This window comes from Staphylococcus sp. URHA0057, assembly GCF_000620265.1.
GTDB classification, from domain to species: Bacteria; Bacillota; Bacilli; order Staphylococcales; family Staphylococcaceae; genus Staphylococcus; species Staphylococcus pasteuri.
Window position 1 is genome coordinate 21,640 of the sequence record NZ_JHVS01000006.1, and the last position, 23,014, is coordinate 44,653.

Genomic DNA, 23,014 nt, shown 5'->3' on the forward strand with positions numbered 1-23,014 from the left:
TGCAGGTGTTTACAGGCATCATTGAAGAAGTTGGTACTGTTCAACAAGTTCGTACTCAGCAATCAGTTAGAACTTTAGTTATTGCTGCAGATAAAATATTAGAAGATATGCATGTTGGCGATTCAATTAGTGTAAACGGTGCATGTTTGACTGTTATAGATTTTGATGAACAATCGTTTTCTGTACAAGTGATTAAAGGTACAGAAAATAAAACCTATCTTGCTGACGTACAGCGTCATACCGAAGTAAACTTAGAACGTGCTATGAGTGGAAATGGACGTTTTGGTGGCCATTTTGTTTTAGGTCATGTTGATGACTTAGGCACAATAATAAAAATTAATGAATCTGCTAATTCTATGATTATTAAAATTCAAGCATCCAAGTCATTACTTAATCAAATGGTTAAGCAAGGATCTATAACTGTCGATGGAACAAGTTTAACTATTTTTGATCTCCATTCAGATGCTTTTGATATTCATTTGATTCCTGAAACAAGACGATCTACTATTTTATCGAATAAAAAGGTAGGAGATAAAGTTCATCTAGAATCAGATGTGCTCTTTAAATATGTAGAAAATATATTTAAGCAAAATAAATCTAATTTGACTGAAGAAAAACTAAAAGCATTTGGTTTTTAGGGGGAGGAAATAATATATGGAATTCGACAAAATTGAACATGCATTAGATGCTTTAAAAAAAGGAGACAGTATAATTGTAGTCGATGACGAAGATAGGGAAAATGAAGGAGACCTTATTGCAATTACTGAATGGATGAAAGATGAAACTATTAATTTTATGGCTAAAGAAGCAAGAGGTTTAATTTGTTCACCAATTGGTTCAAGTATCAGTGATAAGTTATCTTTAAATCCAATGGAAACAAACAATTCAGATGTATTCGGGACTAATTTTACTGTAAGTGTTGATCATATTGATACAACAACAGGTATTAGTGCTCATGAAAGAACATTAACTGCGAGAGCTTTAATTAATGATGAATCTAAAGCTGAAGACTTTAACCGACCTGGCCATTTGTTCCCATTAATTGCTAAAGACAATGGAGTACTTGAAAGAAATGGCCATACAGAAGCGGCAGTAGATCTAGCAAAAATGACAGGTGCTAAACCTGCTGGTGTTATTTGTGAAATTATGAATGAAGATGGAACAATGGCAAAAGGCGAAGATCTTCAAGCTTTTAAAGAAAAACATGGTTTGGTAATGATAACTATAGAAAGTTTAATAGAGTATCGACGTATTAATGAATCACATGTGAATTTAAATGCAAAAGTTAAAATGCCGACAGACTTTGGTACTTTTGATATGTATGGTTTTACGACTGACTTTAGTGATGAAGAAATCGTTGTAGTAACTAAAGGAGAAGTCCGTTCTCATGAAAATGTTCGTATCCATTCAGCATGTCTTACTGGAGATATTTTCCATAGTCAAAGATGTGACTGTGGAGCACAGCTTGAAGCTTCAATGGAATATATTGAACAACATGGTGGAATGATTATTTATTTACCTCAAGAAGGTCGAGGTATAGGCCTAATGAACAAATTACGAGCATATGAATTAATAGAAAAAGGCTATGATACCGTAACTGCTAACTTAGCTTTAGGATTTGATGATGATTTACGAGATTATAATATTGCTGCACAAATTCTTAAATACTTTAACGTTGAAAAAGTAAATTTGTTAAGTAATAATCCTAAGAAATTTGAAGGCTTAACAGAATATGGAATTAATATTCAGAAACGTATAGAACTTATAGTACCAGAAACTAAATATAATCATGATTATATGACAACTAAAAAAGAAAAAATGGGACATTTAATTTAGGAGGATATTAAAATGAATTTTGAAGGTAAATTAATAGGTAAAGATTTAAAAGTAGCTATCGTAGTTAGTAGATTTAATGATTTTATCACTGGTAGATTATTAGATGGTGCAAAAGATACATTTATTAGACATGATGTTGATGAAAGTAATATTGATGTTGCCTATGTACCAGGTGCATTTGAAATCCCTATGGTGGCAAGAAAACTAGCTCAAAAAGGTGATTATGACGCGGTTGTTACATTAGGATGTGTAATTAGAGGTGCAACATCACACTATGACTATGTTTGTAATGAAGTAGCAAAAGGTGTTTCTAAAGCAAATGAAGCAACAGATGTACCAGTCATATTTGGTATATTAACAACTGAAAGTATTGAACAAGCTGTTGAACGTGCAGGAACTAAAGCAGGTAATAAAGGTGCAGAAGCGGCAGTAAGCGCAATTGAAATGGCTAATTTAATAAAACAATTTTAATTATAAAAACTCGGTTGTTTTCAACCGAGTTTTGTTTTCTTATTTACGAATATATTTTGAAATTAAACCTAAAATAGATGCAGATCCTAGTACAATTGCTGAAAATAATCCTGCTTTTTTAAGCGTTTCTGGCGTTGCGAATTCTTTTACAGCTAATGATAAGTTTTGAGGTCTTTCAGCTAATCTTCTCATAAAGTAAGCAAACCAATCATCACCATAAGGAACATAAACAGTGAAATGATAGCCTTCATTTGCAATTGATTGGGCTAGGTCAGAACGGAAACCGTATAACATTTGGAATTCCATTTGATCTTTTTCAATATGATTTTCTTTCATAAATTGTTTTACATGGCTAATGATTTCATGATCATGAGTAGCAACTGACGTAAAATTTCTTGCGTTTAAAAGACGTTTTTCGATAATTTTAATATAGTTAGCATCGATGTCTTCTTTAGTTTGGTACGCAATTGTTTCATCTTCTTTATATGCGCCTTTAACTAATCTTAATCGTAAATTAGGGTATTTATCTATCAGTTTTTCGGCATCGTATAAATAACCTTGAATAACTGTTCCTACATTTTTAAATTCACCTTTTAATTTATCTAATACTTCTACAATTTGTTGAAGACTATCATATTTTTCAGTATCAATATTAATATGCATATTGTCATATTCGTTAGCTTTTAGTAAAATTTCTCTTAAATTTTGGTATGCAAGATCTAAATCGAAATTACTTCCTAGCAAACTTAATTTAACAGACATATGCGCGTCAACATTATATTGATTTATAGCTTCCATTATTTCAAGGATTTCTTCTTTAGCTTTTTGGCTTTCTTTCTCAGTCGTAACAAATTCCCCTAAATTGTCCACAGTAACTGAAATTTTATTTTCATTTAAATATTCAATTTTTTCTATCAATTGTGGAATTGTGTTCCCAGCAACAACTTTATTAGCACCCATTCTAGGACCGACTTGCTTAGCTGCGTCATTTAAATATTTGTTATTAGACAAAGCTATAAATATATTTTTAAAAACTCCCATCGTACATACCTCCATAACCCAATAACAATCTTTGTTTAAAAATAGTGTATCATGAAACATTTATTCAAGAAAGCGTTTACATAAAGAAATTAATAAAATTTATTGCAAAATTACATCAAAAGTAAATGGTTTGATACCAAATAAATAAGTTGATTATTTAAAATGGCATTCAATTGTTATGTTTTGCTATAATTATGATACTAAAGACTTTTGATAAAGGGGCAATTATAGAATGTGGAAGTGGGAAACTGAAAATGACGCGAAAGGCGTTGTTGTCATTGCTCATAATATATTAGAACATACAGGTCGATATGCTTATGTCATTACGATGTTAAGAAGAAATGGTTATCATGTTATTATGGGTGATTTACCTGGACAAGGACAGACATCTCGAGCAAATAAAGGTCAAATTGAAGATTTTAATGAATATCATGAAAATGTTCTAGAGTGGATTAAGATAGCCAATGAATATAAAATTCCAACATTTGTACTTGGAGTTGGTTTAGGTGGGTTAATCTTATTAAATTTACTTGAACGTGTTGAATTACCTATTGAAGGACTAATGTTAATTTCACCACTATTAGAATTTAATCAATCAGGCAAAGGTAGAAAGAATAAATTGCTTTCTAATGTTGGTAAAGCATCTAAAGATACTCGTTTTAAAATTGGTATCACAGCACAAGATTTAACACGTAATGATGAGGTCATTGAAGAAACTGAAAATGATGCTTTAATGTTAAAAAAAGTGACATATCATTGGTATAACTTAGTCAGTGAAACAATGAAAGAAACAATGGAACACATTAAAGATATTAAATCACTACCGACATTAATTATGTTTGGTACAGAAGATATTATTTCTGATATTTCTGCCACAAAAGAACTAAAAGATAAGCTTGCTACTAATGAATTATATTATAAAGTATGGAATGGTCTGTATCATGAAATACATAATGAACCAGAACGTGATCAAGTCATGCGTTATGTACTTACATTTTTAAATAATAGTGTTAACACAATGGGCTTCATCGTTGAGGAAGAAGAGATAGAAGATATATAAACACCTACTTAAATAGTAGGATATTAATTCACTTTTTTATAAGGTTGATAGGCAAAAATACGTAAAATGTTTTTTAATTTGTAGTTGCAATTTTATTGTAGTATTGATATATTTTGTTTGGATAAAAAATATAATTTTAATATGTAAAGAGGCTATGTGTATTAAAGTGTTTCTAATTTTTACAAAATTATATTTTTATTTATAACATATGCATATGTCTCAGTTAATCATTTCATTTATTAAGCATTCAGTTAAATTTGTACAAGCTATAAAGCATATTTTTTGATTAACCGATAGCGTCATTTCGGGGATCGGTTACTTTAGGAAATATTAATTTATACTTGTAATTTGGGAGAGTTTACTATGAATCAAAGGGAAAATGAAAGAGTTTACGGTATTTTGCAATTAGACAAACTATTATCAGATGTTAGCTCTATTTTTGAAACAATTCAACGAGAATATGACATGTCAAAAGAAGAAATTTTAATTTTATTAAACCTATGGGAAAAAGGTTCAATGACGTTAAAAGAAATGGATGAGTTTGTTGAAATTAAGCCTTATAAACGAACAAGAACTTATAACAATTTAGTGAATTCAGAATGGATTTATAAAGAACGTCCACAAGATGATGAACGTACAGTAATTATTCATTTCAACGAGAAACTTGCTAAACAAAAAGATGGATTGCTAGATTTTATTGCTAAGACGATTACAGGCAAATCAGAACATATGCAGACAAGTTTAAATTCAATTTTATCAGTTTAACATCTGAATAGTAAAAAAGGGTACGAAGTTACTTCGGACCCTTTTACTATATTAAACGTTAGCACGTTTTTCTAATGCACATATAAAAGGCGCATTGTTTCTTTGATTAATGAACTGATATTGTAAAACGTGTGCTTGATTTTGATCTATTTGTACTAAATAATCCATTAAGGCATCACGTTCAATCTTACCTTCATCATGTCCATGATATATCACTAAAATAATAATACCTTCGTCACTTAAAATATCAAATATATTATTAATAGCACTAATAGTTGTATTAGGTGTAGTGACTATCGATTTGTCACCTTTAGGTAAATAGCCAAGATTAAATATAGCTGCATCAATTTTACCAATATGTTCAGCCTTAATATATTGTTTTACATTGTTATGACTATCTTTAATTAATTTTACATTAGAAAATGTAGCTACTTTCTGCTCTGTATTTGTGATTGCTAATTGTTGAATATCAAAACCATAAACAAAGCCGTTAGGTACATTTTGTGCAAGGAATAAGGTATCATTACCGTTGCCACAAGTAGCATCTATAACAACACTTGATTCAGTGATATGGCTTTGAATTAAACTTTTAGAAAAAGGTAATATACGTTCTAATTTCATGAATTCACCTTTTGCACAAATTTTTTACCTTGATAAGAATCACGACGTGCTAGTTCATTATCAATTTCATTTAAAACTTCCCATTTATTAACACTCCACATTGGACCTACCATTAAATCAATAGGGCCATCACCGGTAATTCGATGAATAATCATTTCTGGAGGTAAAATTTCAAGTTGATCACATACGAGATTAGTATAATCATCTTGTGACATAAACTCTAACATACCTTTTTCATATTGTTTCACCATTGGTGTACCTTTTAATAGGTGGAGTAAATGAATTTTGATACCTTGAACATCCATTTGTGCAACTTCTCGAGCAGTTTCCATCATCATTTCATAATCTTCCCCTGGTAAACCATTAATGATATGCGTACAAACATTGATATTGTGTTTACGTAGCTTAGCTACACCTTCATAATACGTTTGCATATCATGTGCACGGTTTATTAAATCAGAAGTGGATTGATGAACAGTTTGTAATCCAAGCTCTACCCATAAATAAGTTCTCTCGTTTAATTCAGCTAAATATTCTACAACATCATCTGGTAAACAATCTGGACGTGTTGCAATTGATAAACCAACAACACCTTCTTCTTTTAATACTGGCTCATATTTTTCTTTTAATACTTCTACAGGTGCATGTGTATTTGTAAATGCTTGGAAATAGGCGATATATTGACCTTCGCTCCATTTTTCATGCATACGTTCTTTAATTTGTTGGAATTGAACTTCAATTGGGTCAGCACGATTTCCTGCAAAGTCACCACTACCTGCAGCAGAACAGAATGTGCAACCACCATGCGCTACAGTACCATCTCTATTGGGACAGTCAAATCCACCGTCTAAAGCTACTTTGAAAATTTTGCGACCAAATTTATTTTTCAAATGATAGTTCCAAGTATGATATCTTTTATCTTCAAAAGCATACGGGAAGTAATTACCCATAAGACATTTTCCTTTCTATTTTGTATCTAAGTAAAGATTTTAACATACTTTAATGTTATAGTGTCTATTATAGATTGAGAAAAATATAAAGAGGGGACTCAATAAATGAATATACCAAAATCAGTATGGTGGCTTGTAATTGGGATGGCTCTAAATATTACGGGCGCCAGCTTTTTGTGGCCATTAAATACGATTTACATGAAAGAAGAACTTAATAAAAGTTTAACAATTGCTGGTGTAGTTTTATTAATTAATTCTTTAGGTATGGTTGTAGGCAACCTACTTGGCGGTGTATTATTTGATAAACTTGGTGGTTATAAAACAATACTTATTGGTACATTTACATGTTTATTTAGTACGACGTTATTAAATTTATTCCATGGTTGGCCTTGGTACGCTGTATGGCTTGTGTTGCTTGGGTTCGGTGGCGGAATGATTATACCCGCTATTTATGCCATGGCCGGAGCTGTTTGGCCTAATGGTGGTAGACAAACCTTTAACGCAATATATTTAGCTCAAAATATCGGCGTAGCATTAGGTGCAGCGTTAGGTGGATTTGTTGCTGAATTTAGTTTTAATTATATTTTTATGGCAAATTTAATTATGTATGTTCTATTTGCATTAGTTGCAATCACACAATTTAATTTAGTAATAAATGCTAAACTTAAGCGACAAGATAATATTGATTTGAAAAGTCAAGAGAACGTTAGCCGATTTGTTTCATTAATTTTAGTTTGTATTGTCTTTGCTATTTGTTGGATTGGTTATATTCAATGGGAAACAACTATAGCGTCATTCACACAATCTATCCATATTTCTATGTCGCAATATAGTGTGTTATGGACAATAAACGGTATTATGATTTTAGTTGCACAACCATTAATTAGACCAGTAATCGTTCTTTTAAAAGGTAATTTAAAAAAACAAATGTTTGTTGGTATTATTATTTTTATGTGTTCATTTTTAGTTACTAGTTTTGCGCATCAATTTTCTATATTTGTTATAGGTATGGTTATTTTAACGTTTGGTGAAATGTTTGTATGGCCGGCTGTTCCAACGATAGCTAATCAATTAGCTCCAGAAGGCAAAGTGGGACAATATCAAGGTATAGTCAATTCAGCTTCTACAGTTGGTAAAGCACTTGGACCATTATTTGGTGGGGTGTTAGTAGATATGTTTAATATGAGAATAATGTTTTTAACAATCATTTTATTACTTGGTATTTCAATTATTATTTTAAGTTTATTTACTAAAAGTAAAGCAGCCAAAAAATATCTGGATTATTAATATATCTACATTAATTAAAAATTAATAGTAACCTCTTGCAATCGAACGCATAATCACATACTATTAATTTGTAATAACATGTTATTAGACGCTTTTCTACAGAGAACTAGTGTGGTGAGAACTAGTGTTAAGGACTAAAATAACATTATAAAATATAACGAATTTAATTATGACATCTCTTACTATTGAATGAAGTGCGCTGAAAATGCGAAAAAGGGTGGTAACGCGGCTTAGGTCGTCCCTTTATCATTAGTGAGAGGTGTCTTTTTATTGAATAGGAGGAAACGTATTGAATTACAATCACAACGAAATTGAGAAGAAATGGCAACAATATTGGGAAGAGAATAAAACGTTTAAAACACAGGATAATTTAGGTCAAAAGAAATTTTATGCATTAGATATGTTTCCTTATCCATCAGGTGCAGGTCTACATGTAGGTCATCCTGAAGGTTATACTGCAACTGATATTATTTCACGCTATAAACGAATGCAAGGATATAATGTGCTTCATCCGATGGGATGGGATGCATTCGGATTACCTGCTGAACAATATGCATTAGACACAGGTAATGATCCTCGTGAATTCACTCAACAAAACATTCAAACATTTAAACGTCAAATACAAGAATTAGGCTTTAGTTATGATTGGGATAGAGAAGTTAATACAACTGACCCAGAATATTATAAATGGACACAATGGATATTTATACAATTGTATAACAAAGGTTTAGCTTACGTTGATGAAGTAGCTGTAAACTGGTGCCCAGCTTTAGGTACTGTTTTATCAAATGAAGAAGTTGTGGATGGTGTATCTGAACGAGGAGGTCATCCAGTTTATAGAAAGCCTATGAAACAATGGGTACTAAAAATTACAGAATATGCGGATCGTTTATTAGAAGATTTAGAGGATTTAGATTGGCCTGAATCAATTAAAGATATGCAACGTAACTGGATTGGACGTTCAGAAGGCGCTAAAGTTTCATTTGATGTTAAAGGTATTAATGAAAAAATTGAAGTTTTTACAACTAGACCAGATACAATTTACGGAACTTCATTTTTAGTATTAAGTCCAGAACATGAGCTAGTTAATAAAATTACTAGTGATGATAAAGAAGAAGAAATCAAAGCTTATCAAAAAGAAGCTTCAAAAAAATCTGATTTAGAACGTACAGATTTAGCTAAAGGAAAAACAGGTGTGTTTACAGGCGCTTATGCGATTAATCCTATTTCTGGTGACCAACTTCCAATTTGGATTGCAGATTATGTATTATCTACGTATGGCACAGGTGCAGTTATGGCAGTACCAGGTCATGACGAACGTGATCATGAATTTGCTGAGAAATTCGAATTACCTATCATTGAAGTGATTGAAGGTGGAGATGTTCAAACTGAAGCATACACTGGCAATGGTCCACATGTTAACTCCGGTGAACTTAATGGATTATATAATGAAGAAGCAATTTCTAAGGCTATTGAATTATTAGAAAATCATCATGCAGGAGAAAAGAAAGTTAATTATAAATTACGTGATTGGTTATTTAGTAGACAACGTTATTGGGGTGAACCAATACCAATTATCCATTGGGAAGACGGTTCTATGTCTACAGTACCTGAAGAAGAACTGCCATTATTACTTCCAGAAACTGACGAAATCAAACCATCAGGTACTGGTGAATCTCCATTAGCTAATATAGATGAGTTTGTAAATGTTGTTGATGAACAGACTGGAATGAAAGGTCGTCGTGAAACGAATACTATGCCTCAGTGGGCAGGTAGTTGTTGGTATTATTTAAGATATATTGATCCTAAAAACGATAAAATGATTGCTGATCCTGAAAAATTAAAACACTGGTTACCAGTAGATTTATATATTGGTGGCGTAGAACATGCAGTATTGCATTTATTATATGCAAGATTCTGGCATAAAGTACTTTACGATTTAGGTGTTGTCCCTACAAAAGAACCATTCCAAAAATTATATAACCAAGGAATGATTTTAGGTGAAGGTAATGAAAAAATGAGTAAATCTAAAGGAAATGTTATTAACCCTGATGATATAGTGAATTCTCATGGTGCTGATACATTACGTTTATATGAAATGTTTATGGGACCATTAGATGCAGCTATAGCATGGAGTGATAAGGGACTAGATGGTTCACGTCGCTTTCTAGATAGAGTATGGCGTTTAATTGTTAAAGAAGACGGCACTTTATCTGACAAAATTGTTGACACTAATAATAAATCTTTAGATAAATCATATAACCAAACTGTTAAAAAAGTAACAGAAGATTTTGATAGCCTAGGTTTCAACACTGCTATTAGTCAATTAATGGTATTTATCAATGATTGTTACAAAGCAGAAGAAATTTACAAACCTTATATTGAAGGATTTGTAACTATGTTAGCACCAATAGCCCCTCATATCGGAGAAGAGCTATGGTCAAGATTAGGTCATACTGATACTATTACTTATCAACCTTGGCCAACTTATAATGAATCGCTACTAGTCGATGATGAAGTAGAAATCGTGGTCCAAGTTAATGGAAAATTAAGAGCAAAAATTGAAATTCCTAAAGACTTATCTAAAGAAGAAATGCAAGATTTAGCATTAGCAAATGATAATGTTAAAATGAGTATTGAAGGTAAAGAAATTAAAAAAATAATTGCTGTACCACAAAAATTAGTCAACATTGTTGCTAAATAGAATATTTTAAAAGGAGTTTTAATAATGGAATCAATTACAATTGATGAGTTGAAAGAAAAAATATTGGATTCAAATCCAATTAATATTGTAGATGTACGTAATGATAATGAAACTGCAATGGGGATTATTCCTGGTGCAAAGACTATTCCTATGAATGAAATTCCTGATAACTTAAAAGAATTCGATTCAAATCAAACTTATTATATAATTTGTGCTGCTGGCGCACGCAGTGCTAGAGTTGTTGAATATTTAGAAGATAATGATATTCATGCTGTTAATGTAGAAGGTGGCATGAATGAATGGGGAACAGAAGGATTAGAAATTAAAAACATTTAATATTGGAAAGTGATTTTTAAGAGTTAGATTTTGAATGCCTTTTATATTAAGGTATTCAAATCTAACTCTTTTTTTATGAAATCTTATTTGATAACGTTGAAAAATTTACATGACAAATATGTTAAAAATAAATTAAAACGTGTACTATAATATTTAATTTATGTATACTAGAATTTGAATAAAATTGATGATAAAATCAAAGTGAATATCAATTCATTATATTGGTTAAAATAGCAAATTGATTCATTTAATACATATGCATCATAAACGCTCATTAATTATAAACAACAAAGACGATACAACTAGGAGGAACAATTAATGAATTTATTTAGGAAACAGAAATTCAGTATTAGAAAGTTTAACATAGGCATTTTTTCAACTATTATTGGTACTACACTTTTTTTAAGTCAAACTCATCAAGCATTAGCAGAAGAGAATAAATTAAATACCAATAGTGATACGCCAAATACTGCATTAACAGGTGAAACAAATACTAATGAATTAACAACTGTTAATCAAAATAATGTGACAAATACTAATGTCGCTAATACATCAGATGGTACGATAGACAATCAAGTTAATGATAATCAACGTAATGCAAATGACTTACTAGGAAATGAATCTATCTCTGAAACAAATCCTGATTTAAGTAAAGAACAATCGACTGAATCTTCAACAAATAATTTCGACCCTAGCACAAACAATTCAACAAAACTTCAACTCGATAGCATAAGTAATAATATTGTATTACCTGAAAATTTAGTGAATGGAGAAACTCAACAAAATCAACCTAAATTAGTAACAGAATCAAGACCTAAAGCAGATAGACCTAAGAAAAGAAGTCGACGTGCGGCTGTTGATAATAATGCAGGTGGTACAGTTAATTCAACCACTGTGATTGATCCAAAAATAAATAATACTGGTCCTAACGCAATCAACGAGGTTCTAACATTTGATGATATTGGGGTCACTCCAAGTAAAAGTAGAAATAACCCTACAGTTACTATTGTTGAACAATTACCCGGGTTTAATCTTATAAACGGAGGTAAAGTTGGTGTTATAAGTCATACTTTGGTTAGGTCCGGTATGTTTAATTCAAGTGACGAAAAAAATTACCAAGCTCAAAACAATGTCATTGTTTTAGGTAGAGCCAATGGTGCTGATCCTAATGATCATGGGGATTTTAATGGAATTGAGAAGACTTTAACAGTCAATCCAAATTCTGAATTAGTCTTTGATTTTTCTACAATGTTAACTAAAAATAGGCAAGGTGCTGTAAATATTGTTATTAGAAATGCTGATGACGATAATATAATTGGAGAAAAAACAGTATCAACAAGAGCTCAATCAAGATTATTTAAAGTACCTGATAATGTTACGCATTTAAAAATCCAATTTATACCTAATAACGATGCTATCACAGATATTGCGGGTGTTTATCAACTCAAAGATGGCTATAAATATTATGATTTTATAGATAAAGTAGGTCTATTTTCTGGTTCGCATATATATGTTGAAAATAGAAATATAGAAACAAAGGCAGTAAATAATAGAGAATTCAATGTTTCAACTTCATTGAAAAACGATGGTGATTTTGCAGCCTCAATGAATACAAACGAATTTGTTTATACTATTCATTTACCAGAAGGTATAGAATATGTCGACCAATCACTTACTACAGAATTGCCATTTGGTAATGGTTCAGGAAATATGTTAAATCCGATGATTACTACATATGACCCAACAACTCGTACAATCACTATAAAAAGTAATGGCGATGAAACGAATTCAAATAACGCATCATTAATGCCTAATAAAAATTTGAACATTAACTATAAATTACGTGTTAATAATGTTCCAACACCAAGACAAGTTACTTTCCAAGACAATTTAGTATATAAAACTTTTGCTGAAGAATATTTCGATACGCCTCCAACACCGAGTGATGTCAATTTAGAACCTTATAATATAGATATTGTTATGAATAAAGATGAATTACAACGAGCTGTAGATACTAAAGTCATAGCTTCGAATTATACCATTGCTTCTGTAGATGAATATAATACGTTAAAAGCAAGAGCTCAAACCATCTTAGATGAATCTAGAAATAATGTTCCAATTAATCAGAGAGTCTCTCAAGCAGACATTGATCAATTAACTTATCAATTGCAACATACTTTAATTAGTAGAGTAGAAGCGGCTCGTGCAGTTAATAACAAAGCCGATGATATGACAGATACTGTTAATCAGGATAATGAACTAACAGATGAAGAAAAAGAAGCGGCAATTAATAAAATTGAACAAGATAGAGATAATGCTATCAATAATATTGATGATCAAACAACTGATGATGGTGTGACAAATGAAAAAAATGCAGGTTTAAATATATTAAATGGAGATACAGGAACACCTATAGCAAAACCTAGTGCAAGACAGGCTGTAAACGATAAAGCTACTGAACAAAGAGCATTGATTAATCAAGATACAGTTGCTACGACTGAAGAAAAAGAAGCGGCACTAGAAGAATTAGATAATGATGTAACTACTGCTTTAGCTAATATTGATAATGCTCAAAACAACGCACAGGTAGAAGCAGCTAAAAATAATGCAATTAATAAGATTAATACAGATAGACCAGCTGATATTTATAAAGCCAACGCAAAAGCTGAAATTAACCAAGCAGCAACAGCGAAACGTCAAGAAATTAATCAAAATAATGAAGCTACTCAAGAAGAAAAAGAGGCTGCACTTAATGAACTTAATCAAACAACTAATCAAGCTATAGGTGAAATTGATAATAGTGTATCAAATAGCGACGTAGATCAAGCTAAAGATAATGGTGTAAATGCAATTAATATCATTAATCCAGTTACCATAGTTAAACAAAATGCTCGTGATGCAGTTGCTAATGTAGCACAACAAAAGAAGGATGAAATTAACGCCAATACAGATGCAACGTTAGAAGAAAGACAAGCTGCAATTCAAGCAGTTGACCAAGCTTTAACAGAAGCTAATACAAATATTACGAATGCAAATACAAATGATGAAGTTGACCAAGCTAAAAATAATTCTATAAATACAATTCAAAGCATTCAACCAGAAACACAAGTAAAAACAAATGTTAAAAATTTATTGAATTTAAAAGCACAAGAACAACTTAATATAATTGCAAATAATAACGATGCAACTATAGAAGAACAACAAGCAGCACAACAAATACTTGATACAGAACTTAATCAAGGTATTCAAAATATAGAAAACGCGGATACTAATCAAGAAGTTGAAAATGCAAAAGATACGTCTATACAAAATATTCAAAGTATTCAACCAGCCACAAAGGTAAAATCAGATGCTAGAACGGCAGTTAATGAAAAAGCAACAGAAGTAATTAATAATATTAACGCCACACCAGGTGCTACTAAGGAAGAAAGAGATGAAGCTATTGCACAAGTAAACACACTATTAAATAGAGTAATAAATGATATTAATACATCAAGTACTACACCTATGGTTGAAGCTTTAAGAGATGCAGCAATTAATGATTTAGGAAATATTCAACCACATGTTACTAAAAAGCAAGAAGCAATAGCGATATTAAACCAATTAGCTACTGATAAAAAACAAGACATAAATCAAAATATTAATGCAACTACTGAAGAAAAAGAAGCCGCAATTAATGAAGTAGATACACAACTAGCAGATGCACTTAATCATATTGATCAAGCAGACACTAACGCTCAAGTAGATGAAGCACAACAAAATGGAACGGCAGCGATTAACAATATACAAGAACAAATCGTTAAAAAACCTGATGCTCGTAATGAAATTAATCAACATTATAATGATAAATTATCTCAAATTAATCAAACACCCGATGCAACGACTGACGAGAAAGCAGCTGCAATTCAATTACTAGACGAGCAAAAGAAACAGGCTCTAGAAGCTATAAATCAAGCACAAACTAACAACGATGTAGATCAAGCCAAAGAACAAGCTATTCAAAACATAGATGCTGTTCAAGTTGATGTAGTGGTGAAACCAGATGCGAGACATTCGTTAGAGTCTGCAAAAAATGCACAACAACAAGTGATTAATGCAACACCTGATGCAACTGTTGAAGAAATTAATACAGCATTACAAAAATTAAATCAAATATTCAATCAAGCAAATAATGCTATTAATCAGGCGCAAACAAATCAACAAGTAACAGATGCTACTCAGCAATCAATTGAAATGATTCATAATACATTACCTGAGACAACAGTGAAAACTAATGCAAGAAATAATATAGAAAATCAATCTAATAAACAAACTCAGCTCATTCAAAATAGTGATGAATCCACGGTTGAAGAGAAAAATGAGGCACAAGAATTGGTGAATCAAGCCAAAGAACAATCAATTAAAAATATAGATCAAGCTCGTACAAATCAAGAGGTGGAAACGGCATATAATAATGGCATACAAAGTATACAACAAATATCGCCATCTACTGCTATTAAGACTAATGCAAGACAAACTATATCTAAAGCCATTCAAGATAAAGAGAAACCAGTACTTGAAAATCAAGAAGCTACACAAGAAGAAAAAAATCAATTTATGACTAAAATGAATACGTTATTAAATGATTTGAATCAACAAATTACAAAAGACACTACAAATCAAGAAGTAGCAAATACTAAAGATAATGGATTAGTAAGTATTGAGCAGTCTGTTTTTCAACCAACTGTAAAACAAGATGCAAGAATTAAAATACAAGAATTTGCTGAAAAGCAAACGGAATTAATTAATCATAGTGAAGATGCTACAAATGAAGAAAAAAATAATGCTTTAGAAAAACTTAAAGCTACTGTTGAAAATATTATTAACCAAATCAATACTGCGACAATGAATAGTCAAGTTAATCTGGCACAAAATAATGGAGAATCTGCAATTTCTATTATTTTGCCTAAAATTGTAGTTAAAGAAGAAGCAAGAACTCAAATTAACCAAGCCATCAATAATCAAGATGAAGTTATTAGAAAAGTTCAAGATGCAACGCAAGAAGAAAAAGATGAAGCTAATGATGAAGTTAATCGTTTGGCAAATCAGGCAATCAATGACATCAACAATCTAAGAAATAATAATCAAGTAGAAGTAGCAAAAGATGAAGCTATCAATAAGATCCAACAAATATTGCCATCTACTGCAGTTAAAACTAATGCAAGACAATTATTAAATGAAACTAGTCAAAATAAGATTAAAAATATAAAAGAGACGTTAAACGCCACTACCAATGAAATTGAAGCAGCAATTTCAGAAATCGAGAAAATTTTAGAACAAGCATTAAGTCAAATTAACCAAGATATAACGACACAACAAGTAAATAAAACAAAAGAACAAGGGGTTCAAGCTATTAATGATGTTCAAGTTAAAGTGGTTAAAAAACCAGAAGCAAATGAACTTCTTTCACAAGTTGCGAATAATCAAGAACAATTAATTAACCAAATAAATGAAGCGACAAAAGAAGAGAAAGAATTGGCTATTACTAAAGTGCTAAAAGAATTAGAAAAGGCTAAAGAACTTATTAATAATGCATTGTCAAACAGTGAAGTGGATCAAGTTTATATAGATGCAGCTAAGATCATTGAATCAATTAAACCTAATATAGAAGTTAAACCTCAAGCAAATAAAGATATCAATCAAGTAGCTGATGAAGTTAAAAATCAAATTAAACTTTTAAAAAATGTTGATTCCAATGCTGTAAATAATGCTATGAGAAAAATCGCGTCAATATTAGAAGAAGCAGATATAAGAATCAAACAAGCAAAAACAAATGATGAAGTTAGCCAAATTGTTATTGAAACGATAGAAAAATTAAAAGGAATTAAAATATCGCCACTTAAATCTCATATCAAAATAGATACGGTTAGAACAATGACTAATTGTAAAAACTATATAGAAAAACAGATTTCAGCACCTGGTTCTAACTTAAATAGTGAATTACCAGATACTGGTTTAAGTCATAATCATTTACCTTTAGCTGGAATCACATTTACTTTTGGAATTTGGTTATATTTAAGAAGTTTAAAACTAAGAGATTATAAAAAATAAAAAGTTTGATACTTCATCAATTAATTGTGATAAAGATAGATAAAACATACCTAATTCTTCATGCTATAAATATTTAATTCTTATTAAATAAGTATATTTTTATACTAGATTTATAATTAGGTTGATGATAAAATAATTATTAAATTTAATAGGTTGTGCATATTACAAAGGTGTGCAACCTATTTGAAATCTAAATATAATTCTAATGTTTTACATCATGAAATTACACCTAGGAGGACAATCATTATGAATTTATTTAAACAACAAAAGTTTAGTATTCGAAAATTTAATGTTGGTATTTTCTCAGCATTAATTGCTACAGTAGCATTTTTAGGCGTAAATACTAATAGTGCTGAAGCATCAGAAGTAGAGAATGGGGTTGCTAATAACCAAGTCGATAACGCTGTCGTTAATCAAGAGCAAACTAATAATGTAGACAGCCAATTCAGTGACACAAATCAAGTAGTTGACCCTAACGTTAATCAAGCTACTACTGAGAATAATAACCAAGACGCAACAACTGAAAATATTAATAATCCTGTTGTGAATAGTGGGGAAGGCGTTAGTAATCAAGATAATACTACTACAAATGATGAAGTTAATACCCCAGCCGTAGAAGTTGTACAACCTGCTGTTTCGTTAGATGACTTACAAACACCAAAATTACCAACTGAATTAAATAATGATAATCAAAATAGTAAAGTACCAACGGAAGGTTTAAACAAACCTGTCGCAACAGTAGAAACAAATCAGTCTCCTAAGAAAAGAAGTAAACGTGACGTGGGAGATAGTACAAACGATAATAATGTAGTAGCTAATAACCAAGTGGATAATGCTCAAAATCAAACATTAAATAATGCTAAACAAGTCGCTACTAATGAAATTAATCAAAAAGCTACTGAGAAAAACCAATCAATTAATACTACTGCAGAAGCCACACAAGAGGAAAAGCAAGTTGCATTAACAGACGTTGAGCACCAACAATTTAATGCTAATAATAATATTCAACAAGCTGCATCTGAAAACGATGTTACTACAGCAAAAAATAATGGTTTAACTGCTATTGATAATATTACTGTACAAACACATGCTAAAGAAGCTGCACGTAATGCGATTGTTCAAAAGGTAGCTGATCAAATCTTAAATATTAATAATAACCAAAATGCTACAAATGAAGAAAAAGCAGAAGCAGTAAACCAAGTTCATAATGTTGAACACCAGGCCTTAAAAAACATCAATGGTGCTAATACACAAGATGAAATAAATAATATTCAAAATCAAAATGTTACATCAATTGGAAAAGTTGAACCTACTACAACTGTGAAACCAACTGCTATTTCTGAAGTTAATCAAGCTGCAACTGAACATAATAGTACTATTGATGGAAATAGTGGTGCTACAACAGAAGAAAAAGCGAAGGCAAAAGAAAAAGTAAATGGATTAGTAGGCATTACAACTTATAACATTAATCAGTCTTCTTCAAATCAGGAAGTTAATCAAGCTAAAGAATTTGGTATAAATCAAATTAATGCAATTACGCCAGAAACGGCCGTAAAAGATTCGGCGAATGACGAAATTAATCAAGCAGCACAACAACAAAAAGAAAATAATAATAATAACTATGCAGATGCTACGACAGAAGAAAAAACAGAAGCTAATAATTTAGTAGATAGTTTAGCCAATGAGGCACATACTGACATTGCAGCTGCTAATACAACAGACGAAGTAAATAATGTGAAAAATAATACTGTACAAGCCTTACAAAATGCTAGCACTGTTGTTGCAAAGAAACCAGCTGCAAGAGACCAAATTAATCAAGCACTAAGTGATAGAAAACAAGCGATTAATAATTCAAATCAATCAACAACAGAAGAAAAAGCTGACGCAATTAATCAATTAGATCCGAAAAAAGCTGAAATTGATAATAATATCAATCAAGCTACAACTAATGGTGAGGTTTCAACTGCTGTAACAAATGGTTTAAATGAACTCAATAATATTGAACCTGCAACTGTTAAAAAGCAACAAGCAAAAACAACTATTGCTCAAGATGCAGATAATCAAAAGCAACTTATCAATCAAGATACTAATTCAACTACTGAAGAACATGATGCAGCTAACGCTAAGATAGATCAAGCAGTTGCAAAAGCCAATAATGATATTGACCAAGCAGCTACTAATAATGATGTAGATAATGCTGTTGCAACTAACCAAACAGAGATTAACCAAATACAACAAGATGCTCAAGTCAAACCTGCTGCAAAAGCAGAAATTGCTCAAAAAGTTACTGAACAAGAAACAGTTATACAAGCAACTCGAGGTACAACTACTGAGGAAATTAATGAAGCGCTTCAAGCTTTACAAACAGCTAAAACTCAAGCTGACCAAGCTATAGATGCAGCACAGTCAAATGCGGATGTAGAAAATGTTAAAAATGAAGAAATAGCTAAAATAACTTCAATTTTACCATCACAAGAATACAAAAATAATGCTATGGCTGAAATAGAAAATTTAGGTGAACAACGCAAAGTAGAACTAACTCAAAATCCTGATATGACTAAAGAAGAACGTGATGATACTGTTGATTCAGTAGATAGAGCAGTAGGTCAAGGTACTAATAATGTTTACCAAGCTTTGAGTAAACAGTCCGTTGATAATGCTAAAAATGATGCGATTACTAACATCAATCAAGTTAGAGCATTTGTGAATGTAAAACAAGATGCGAGAGACGCAATTAGCCAAATAGCAGAACAACGTAAACAAACTTTCCCTAATGATGTTCATGCAACTGATGAAGAAAAACAAGAAGCTTCAAATAATGTTGATGCAATTGTTACAAAAGCAAATGAACAAATTAACCAAGCAACAACTGATGCACAGGTAGCGCAAGTTAAAAATCAAGCAATTCAAGATATAGATTTAGTAGTACCACAAAGTAATGCTAAAACGACAGCTTTATCAAATATTCAAACTAAACAAGAACAACAAACATATATTATAAACAACGAACCTAATGCTACTTCAGAGGAAAAAGCGATTGCTTTACAAGAATTAAATCAAGCAGTTACTAACGCCAATAATGAAGTTAATGCGGCTACTACAAATGCACAAGTGGCTACAGCTGAACAAAATGGTATAACAGCCATTAGTAACACACTTCCAGCAACACAAACTAAAGGAGATGCTAAAGCTGCATTAGACCAAGCTGCTACAAATCAAAAAGCATTAGTAGGTCAAAATCAAGATGCAACTACTGAAGAAAAAGATGCAGCAAATCAATTAATCGATCGAGCTCTTAATAATGCGAAACAATCTGTTACTGATGTAGATAGTGCTATAGATGTTGAAACTAAAAAGAATGAAGGTATCGACAATATCAATCAAATAACTGCAGATACAGGTGTTAAAACTGCTGTAAAACAAGATTTACAAAACCAAGCTAATGCTAAAAAGCAAGAAATTGCTAATATTCCTTTATCTACTGAAGAAGTAAAACAAGCAGCAAATACAAAAGTTGATAATGCATTACAACAAGGTTTAACTGATGTTACTAACGCTCAAAGTATCGTAGACGTTAATAATGCAGTTAAAGCTAACGATGAAACAATTCAAGCCATTCAACCAGAAACTACAGTCAAAGATAATGCTAAAAAAGAAGCTTTAAACATCTTGAATCAACAAAAAGATACAATTTATCAAAATGCCAATGCTACTGCTGAAGAAAAGCAATTAGCTGGTGATAAATTAGATCAATTAGCTTCTAAAGTTATCAATAATATTAATCAAGCAAACACTAACAATGATGTAGATCAAGCTAAAACAAATGCAATAACAGAAATCAATCAATTTACGCCATCAATTGTTAAGAAAGAAAATGCTAATGAAGAATTAACAGATACGGCAGATTTAAAACAAGCTGAGTTAGATAAATCTCAAAATAATAGTCAAGAAGATATTGATGATGCTAAACAAACAGTACAAGCTATTTTATCTAAAGCTAAAGAACAAGTGAACCAAGCACAAACTAATCAACAAGTTGATGAAGCTAAAGCTAATGGAATTAATGCTTTACAAAATGTTCAACCAATAGGTGGATTAAGACGAGATGCATTAAAAGAAGTTAATGATGTTTACAATGATAAAGTTAATGAAATTCAAGATGCTGTGAATGGTACACAAGAAGAAATTACAGCTACATTGAATAATTTAAATAACATAAAAGCTCAAGATGACACAGCGATTAACCAAGCTACAAATGTACAACAATTAACAACTGCCAAAGACCAAGCTTTAAGTGATATTAATGGTTTTGAATTCACATTTACTAAAAAGGCAGATGCTATTACAGAAATTCGTGATGCTTTATCAGCTAAAGAAAATTCTATTAATGAAAATAACAAAGCAACTTCTCAAGAAAAAGATAATGCTATAAATAGCGCTAGAGAACAAGCAAATATTGCATTTATTAATATTAATAACGCTGATACAAATCAACAAGTTGATGATGCGGTGTCAAACGGTAAAGCAGAAATTGATCAGGTCACTCCAGAAGTTGTAACTAAACCAAATGCGATTGAATCTATCAATCAACTTGCTGATCAATTAAAAGAAACATTTGGACAAACATTAGGCGCTACACTTGATGAATCTGAAGAAGCTGCACAAAAAGTAGATTCTATTGTTAATAATGCTAACAATGAAATTGAAAATGCAACATCTGACATTGATGTCGCTCAAATTAAAGCGAATGCTATGAATGATTTAAATCAAGTTGTCATTAATGTTGAACAAATTTCTAATGCAGCAAAAGCATTAAGAGAAGAAGCGGATAAAGTTAAAGAAACAATTGATTCAAATGAAGATGCAGTAGAAAGTGAAAAATTAGCTGCTAAAGAAAATTTGAATAATATTTTAGAAAAAGGTTTAGCTGTATTAAATGTACAAAATACTAATGAAGAAGTAGCGAATGCAAAATCAAACTTTATCTATCAAATTAAAGCTATCAAAGTGGATACAGTTGTTAAACCTAGAGCTATATCAGAAGTAACGAAATTTGTTAATAACCAAGTTGCATTAATTCAAAGTTCAACAAAAGCTACTACTGACGAAAAAGAAGACGCAATTAATAGAGTGAAAGCAATTGAAGATGAATCATTAGCATCAATAAAAAATGCCAATAATAGTAATGACATTAACGAAGTGGTTGAAAATGCTCAATTAAAATTAGGATCAGTGAATGTTAAAGCTATAATTAAAGAAGAAACAATCAAAGCATTAGATGATAAGATTGCAGAACAAAAAGAAAAGATTAATAATTCACAAGCAAATCAAGAACAAAAAGATAAAGCATTGAGTCAATTAGGCCAGCTTACTTCTAAAATTGGTGAACAAGTAGATCAAGCCCAATCAAATGAAGATGTGTTAAAAGTTAAAGAAGAAACAATCAAACAAATTGAAGCGATTGTTCCAAAAGTAACTCAAAAAACACCTCAAAAAGATCCAAACCAAGAACCGGTAAAAACACCTCAAAAAGACAAAGATAATGATAATGATGTTCCAACTCAACAAACAACAGTCACTGGAAGCAATACTGATGAAGATAATACTCCTATAAAAAATGGAGAAAACATCGATGAACAAGTTACTTCATCAACAGTTGAACAAAGTGAAGAGAACGACAATAACTCAACATCAGAAGCTAAACAATTACTAGAAACTGGACAAAACGATAGTCACATACCAGTGGCAGGAATTGCCTTTGCGGCTGGTGCTGCTATAGTTAGCAGACGACTAAGTCAAAAGAAAGATAAATCAGAATAAAATAGTTAAACTGTAAGTTTGATCCAATAAAAT

General features: G+C 31.2%; 13 protein-coding genes and 1 pseudogene. 11 read left to right on the forward strand and 3 right to left on the reverse strand.

All coding sequences use genetic code 11. The features are described from left to right. Positions 1-5: 5 nt before the first annotated feature. The 3 genes from ribE to ribH are packed head-to-tail and all read left to right on the forward strand — an operon-like array spanning position 6 to position 2,307. Complete coding sequence (ribE, locus tag N524_RS0103205) at positions 6-638, forward strand: riboflavin synthase (RefSeq protein ID WP_029055632.1); 633 nt, start codon at positions 6-8, stop codon at positions 636-638. A gap of 16 nt (positions 639-654) precedes the next feature. Continuing rightward, positions 655-1,836, forward strand: a complete 1,182-nt coding sequence (locus tag N524_RS0103210) for a bifunctional 3,4-dihydroxy-2-butanone-4-phosphate synthase/GTP cyclohydrolase II (protein WP_029055633.1) — start codon at positions 655-657, stop codon at positions 1,834-1,836. 12 nt (positions 1,837-1,848) lie between these two features. Further along, a complete protein-coding gene (ribH, locus tag N524_RS0103215; RefSeq protein WP_029055634.1) occupies positions 1,849-2,307 on the forward strand; it encodes a 6,7-dimethyl-8-ribityllumazine synthase in 459 nt (152 codons plus the stop codon). Between the two features lie 39 nt (positions 2,308-2,346). Here the strand turns inward: ribH and N524_RS0103220 are convergent, their stop codons facing one another. Further along, complete coding sequence (locus N524_RS0103220; RefSeq protein ID WP_029055635.1) at positions 2,347-3,348, reverse strand: proline dehydrogenase family protein; 1,002 nt, start codon at positions 3,346-3,348, stop codon at positions 2,347-2,349. Between the two features lie 232 nt (positions 3,349-3,580). Here N524_RS0103220 and N524_RS0103225 point away from each other — a divergent pair, with 232 nt between their 5' ends. Next, positions 3,581-4,408: an alpha/beta fold hydrolase gene (locus tag N524_RS0103225; protein WP_017638285.1), complete on the forward strand. Its 828-nt coding sequence runs from the start codon at positions 3,581-3,583 to the stop codon at positions 4,406-4,408. A gap of 363 nt (positions 4,409-4,771) precedes the next feature. Continuing rightward, positions 4,772-5,173, forward strand: coding sequence for a transcriptional regulator, SarA/Rot family (locus tag N524_RS0103230; protein ID WP_017638284.1), 402 nt, complete (start codon positions 4,772-4,774; stop codon positions 5,171-5,173). 51 nt (positions 5,174-5,224) lie between these two features. On the opposite strand, the gene N524_RS0103235 is transcribed toward N524_RS0103230, so the two are convergent. Beyond that, positions 5,225-5,794, reverse strand: a complete 570-nt coding sequence (locus N524_RS0103235) for a tRNA (mnm(5)s(2)U34)-methyltransferase (RefSeq protein WP_017638283.1) — start codon at positions 5,792-5,794, stop codon at positions 5,225-5,227. Beyond that, entirely contained in the window at positions 5,791-6,744 is a 954-nt protein-coding gene (locus N524_RS0103240) for a TIGR01212 family radical SAM protein (RefSeq protein WP_017638282.1), read from the reverse strand. The genes N524_RS0103235 and N524_RS0103240 overlap by 4 nt, the downstream gene beginning before the upstream one ends. Before the next feature lie 105 nt (positions 6,745-6,849). Between N524_RS0103240 and N524_RS0103245 the strand changes: the two genes are divergently transcribed. The 6 genes and pseudogenes from N524_RS0103245 to N524_RS0103265 all read left to right on the forward strand — a co-directional run bounded on the left by N524_RS0103245 (position 6,850) and on the right by N524_RS0103265 (position 22,981). Further along, positions 6,850-8,031 (forward strand): MDR family MFS transporter, encoded by a 1,182-nt coding sequence (locus N524_RS0103245; RefSeq protein ID WP_029055636.1) that lies wholly within the window; start codon positions 6,850-6,852, stop codon positions 8,029-8,031. Positions 8,032-8,320: 289 nt separating this feature from the next. Next, the gene (gene leuS, locus N524_RS0103250) at positions 8,321-10,735 is read left to right on the forward strand and encodes a leucine--tRNA ligase (RefSeq protein ID WP_029055637.1); all 2,415 of its coding nucleotides are present in this window, start codon (positions 8,321-8,323) and stop codon (positions 10,733-10,735) included. 24 nt (positions 10,736-10,759) lie between these two features. Then, entirely contained in the window at positions 10,760-11,071 is a 312-nt protein-coding gene (locus N524_RS0103255) for a rhodanese-like domain-containing protein (protein ID WP_017638279.1), read from the forward strand. Between the two features lie 318 nt (positions 11,072-11,389). Then, the gene (locus N524_RS0103260) at positions 11,390-17,161 is read left to right on the forward strand and encodes a SasC/FmtB family protein (protein WP_029055638.1); all 5,772 of its coding nucleotides are present in this window, start codon (positions 11,390-11,392) and stop codon (positions 17,159-17,161) included. 246 nt (positions 17,162-17,407) lie between these two features. Then, positions 17,408-17,495 (forward strand): annotated as a pseudogene (locus N524_RS13855) (YSIRK-type signal peptide-containing protein); the annotation flags it as partial. Positions 17,496-17,986: 491 nt separating this feature from the next. Beyond that, positions 17,987-22,981, forward strand: coding sequence for a DUF1542 domain-containing protein (locus tag N524_RS0103265; RefSeq protein ID WP_443027694.1), 4,995 nt, complete (start codon positions 17,987-17,989; stop codon positions 22,979-22,981). Positions 22,982-23,014: the final 33 nt, after the last annotated feature.

Bases quoted from the DNA above. Each gene is read 5' to 3' on its own strand.
- N524_RS0103225 (WP_017638285.1), top strand. From the start codon at position 3,581: ATGTGGAAGTGGGAAACTGAAAATGACGCGAAAGGCGTTGTTGTCATT.
- N524_RS0103255 (WP_017638279.1), top strand. From the start codon at position 10,760: ATGGAATCAATTACAATTGATGAGTTGAAAGAAAAAATATTGGATTCA.
- N524_RS0103245 (WP_029055636.1), top strand. From the start codon at position 6,850: ATGAATATACCAAAATCAGTATGGTGGCTTGTAATTGGGATGGCTCTA.
- N524_RS0103210 (WP_029055633.1), top strand. From the start codon at position 655: ATGGAATTCGACAAAATTGAACATGCATTAGATGCTTTAAAAAAAGGA.
- N524_RS0103235 (WP_017638283.1), bottom strand. From the start codon at position 5,794: ATGAAATTAGAACGTATATTACCTTTTTCTAAAAGTTTAATTCAAAGC.
- ribH (WP_029055634.1), top strand. From the start codon at position 1,849: ATGAATTTTGAAGGTAAATTAATAGGTAAAGATTTAAAAGTAGCTATC.
- N524_RS0103260 (WP_029055638.1), top strand. From the start codon at position 11,390: ATGAATTTATTTAGGAAACAGAAATTCAGTATTAGAAAGTTTAACATA.
- N524_RS0103230 (WP_017638284.1), top strand. From the start codon at position 4,772: ATGAATCAAAGGGAAAATGAAAGAGTTTACGGTATTTTGCAATTAGAC.
- N524_RS0103220 (WP_029055635.1), bottom strand. From the start codon at position 3,348: ATGGGAGTTTTTAAAAATATATTTATAGCTTTGTCTAATAACAAATAT.
- N524_RS0103240 (WP_017638282.1), bottom strand. From the start codon at position 6,744: ATGGGTAATTACTTCCCGTATGCTTTTGAAGATAAAAGATATCATACT.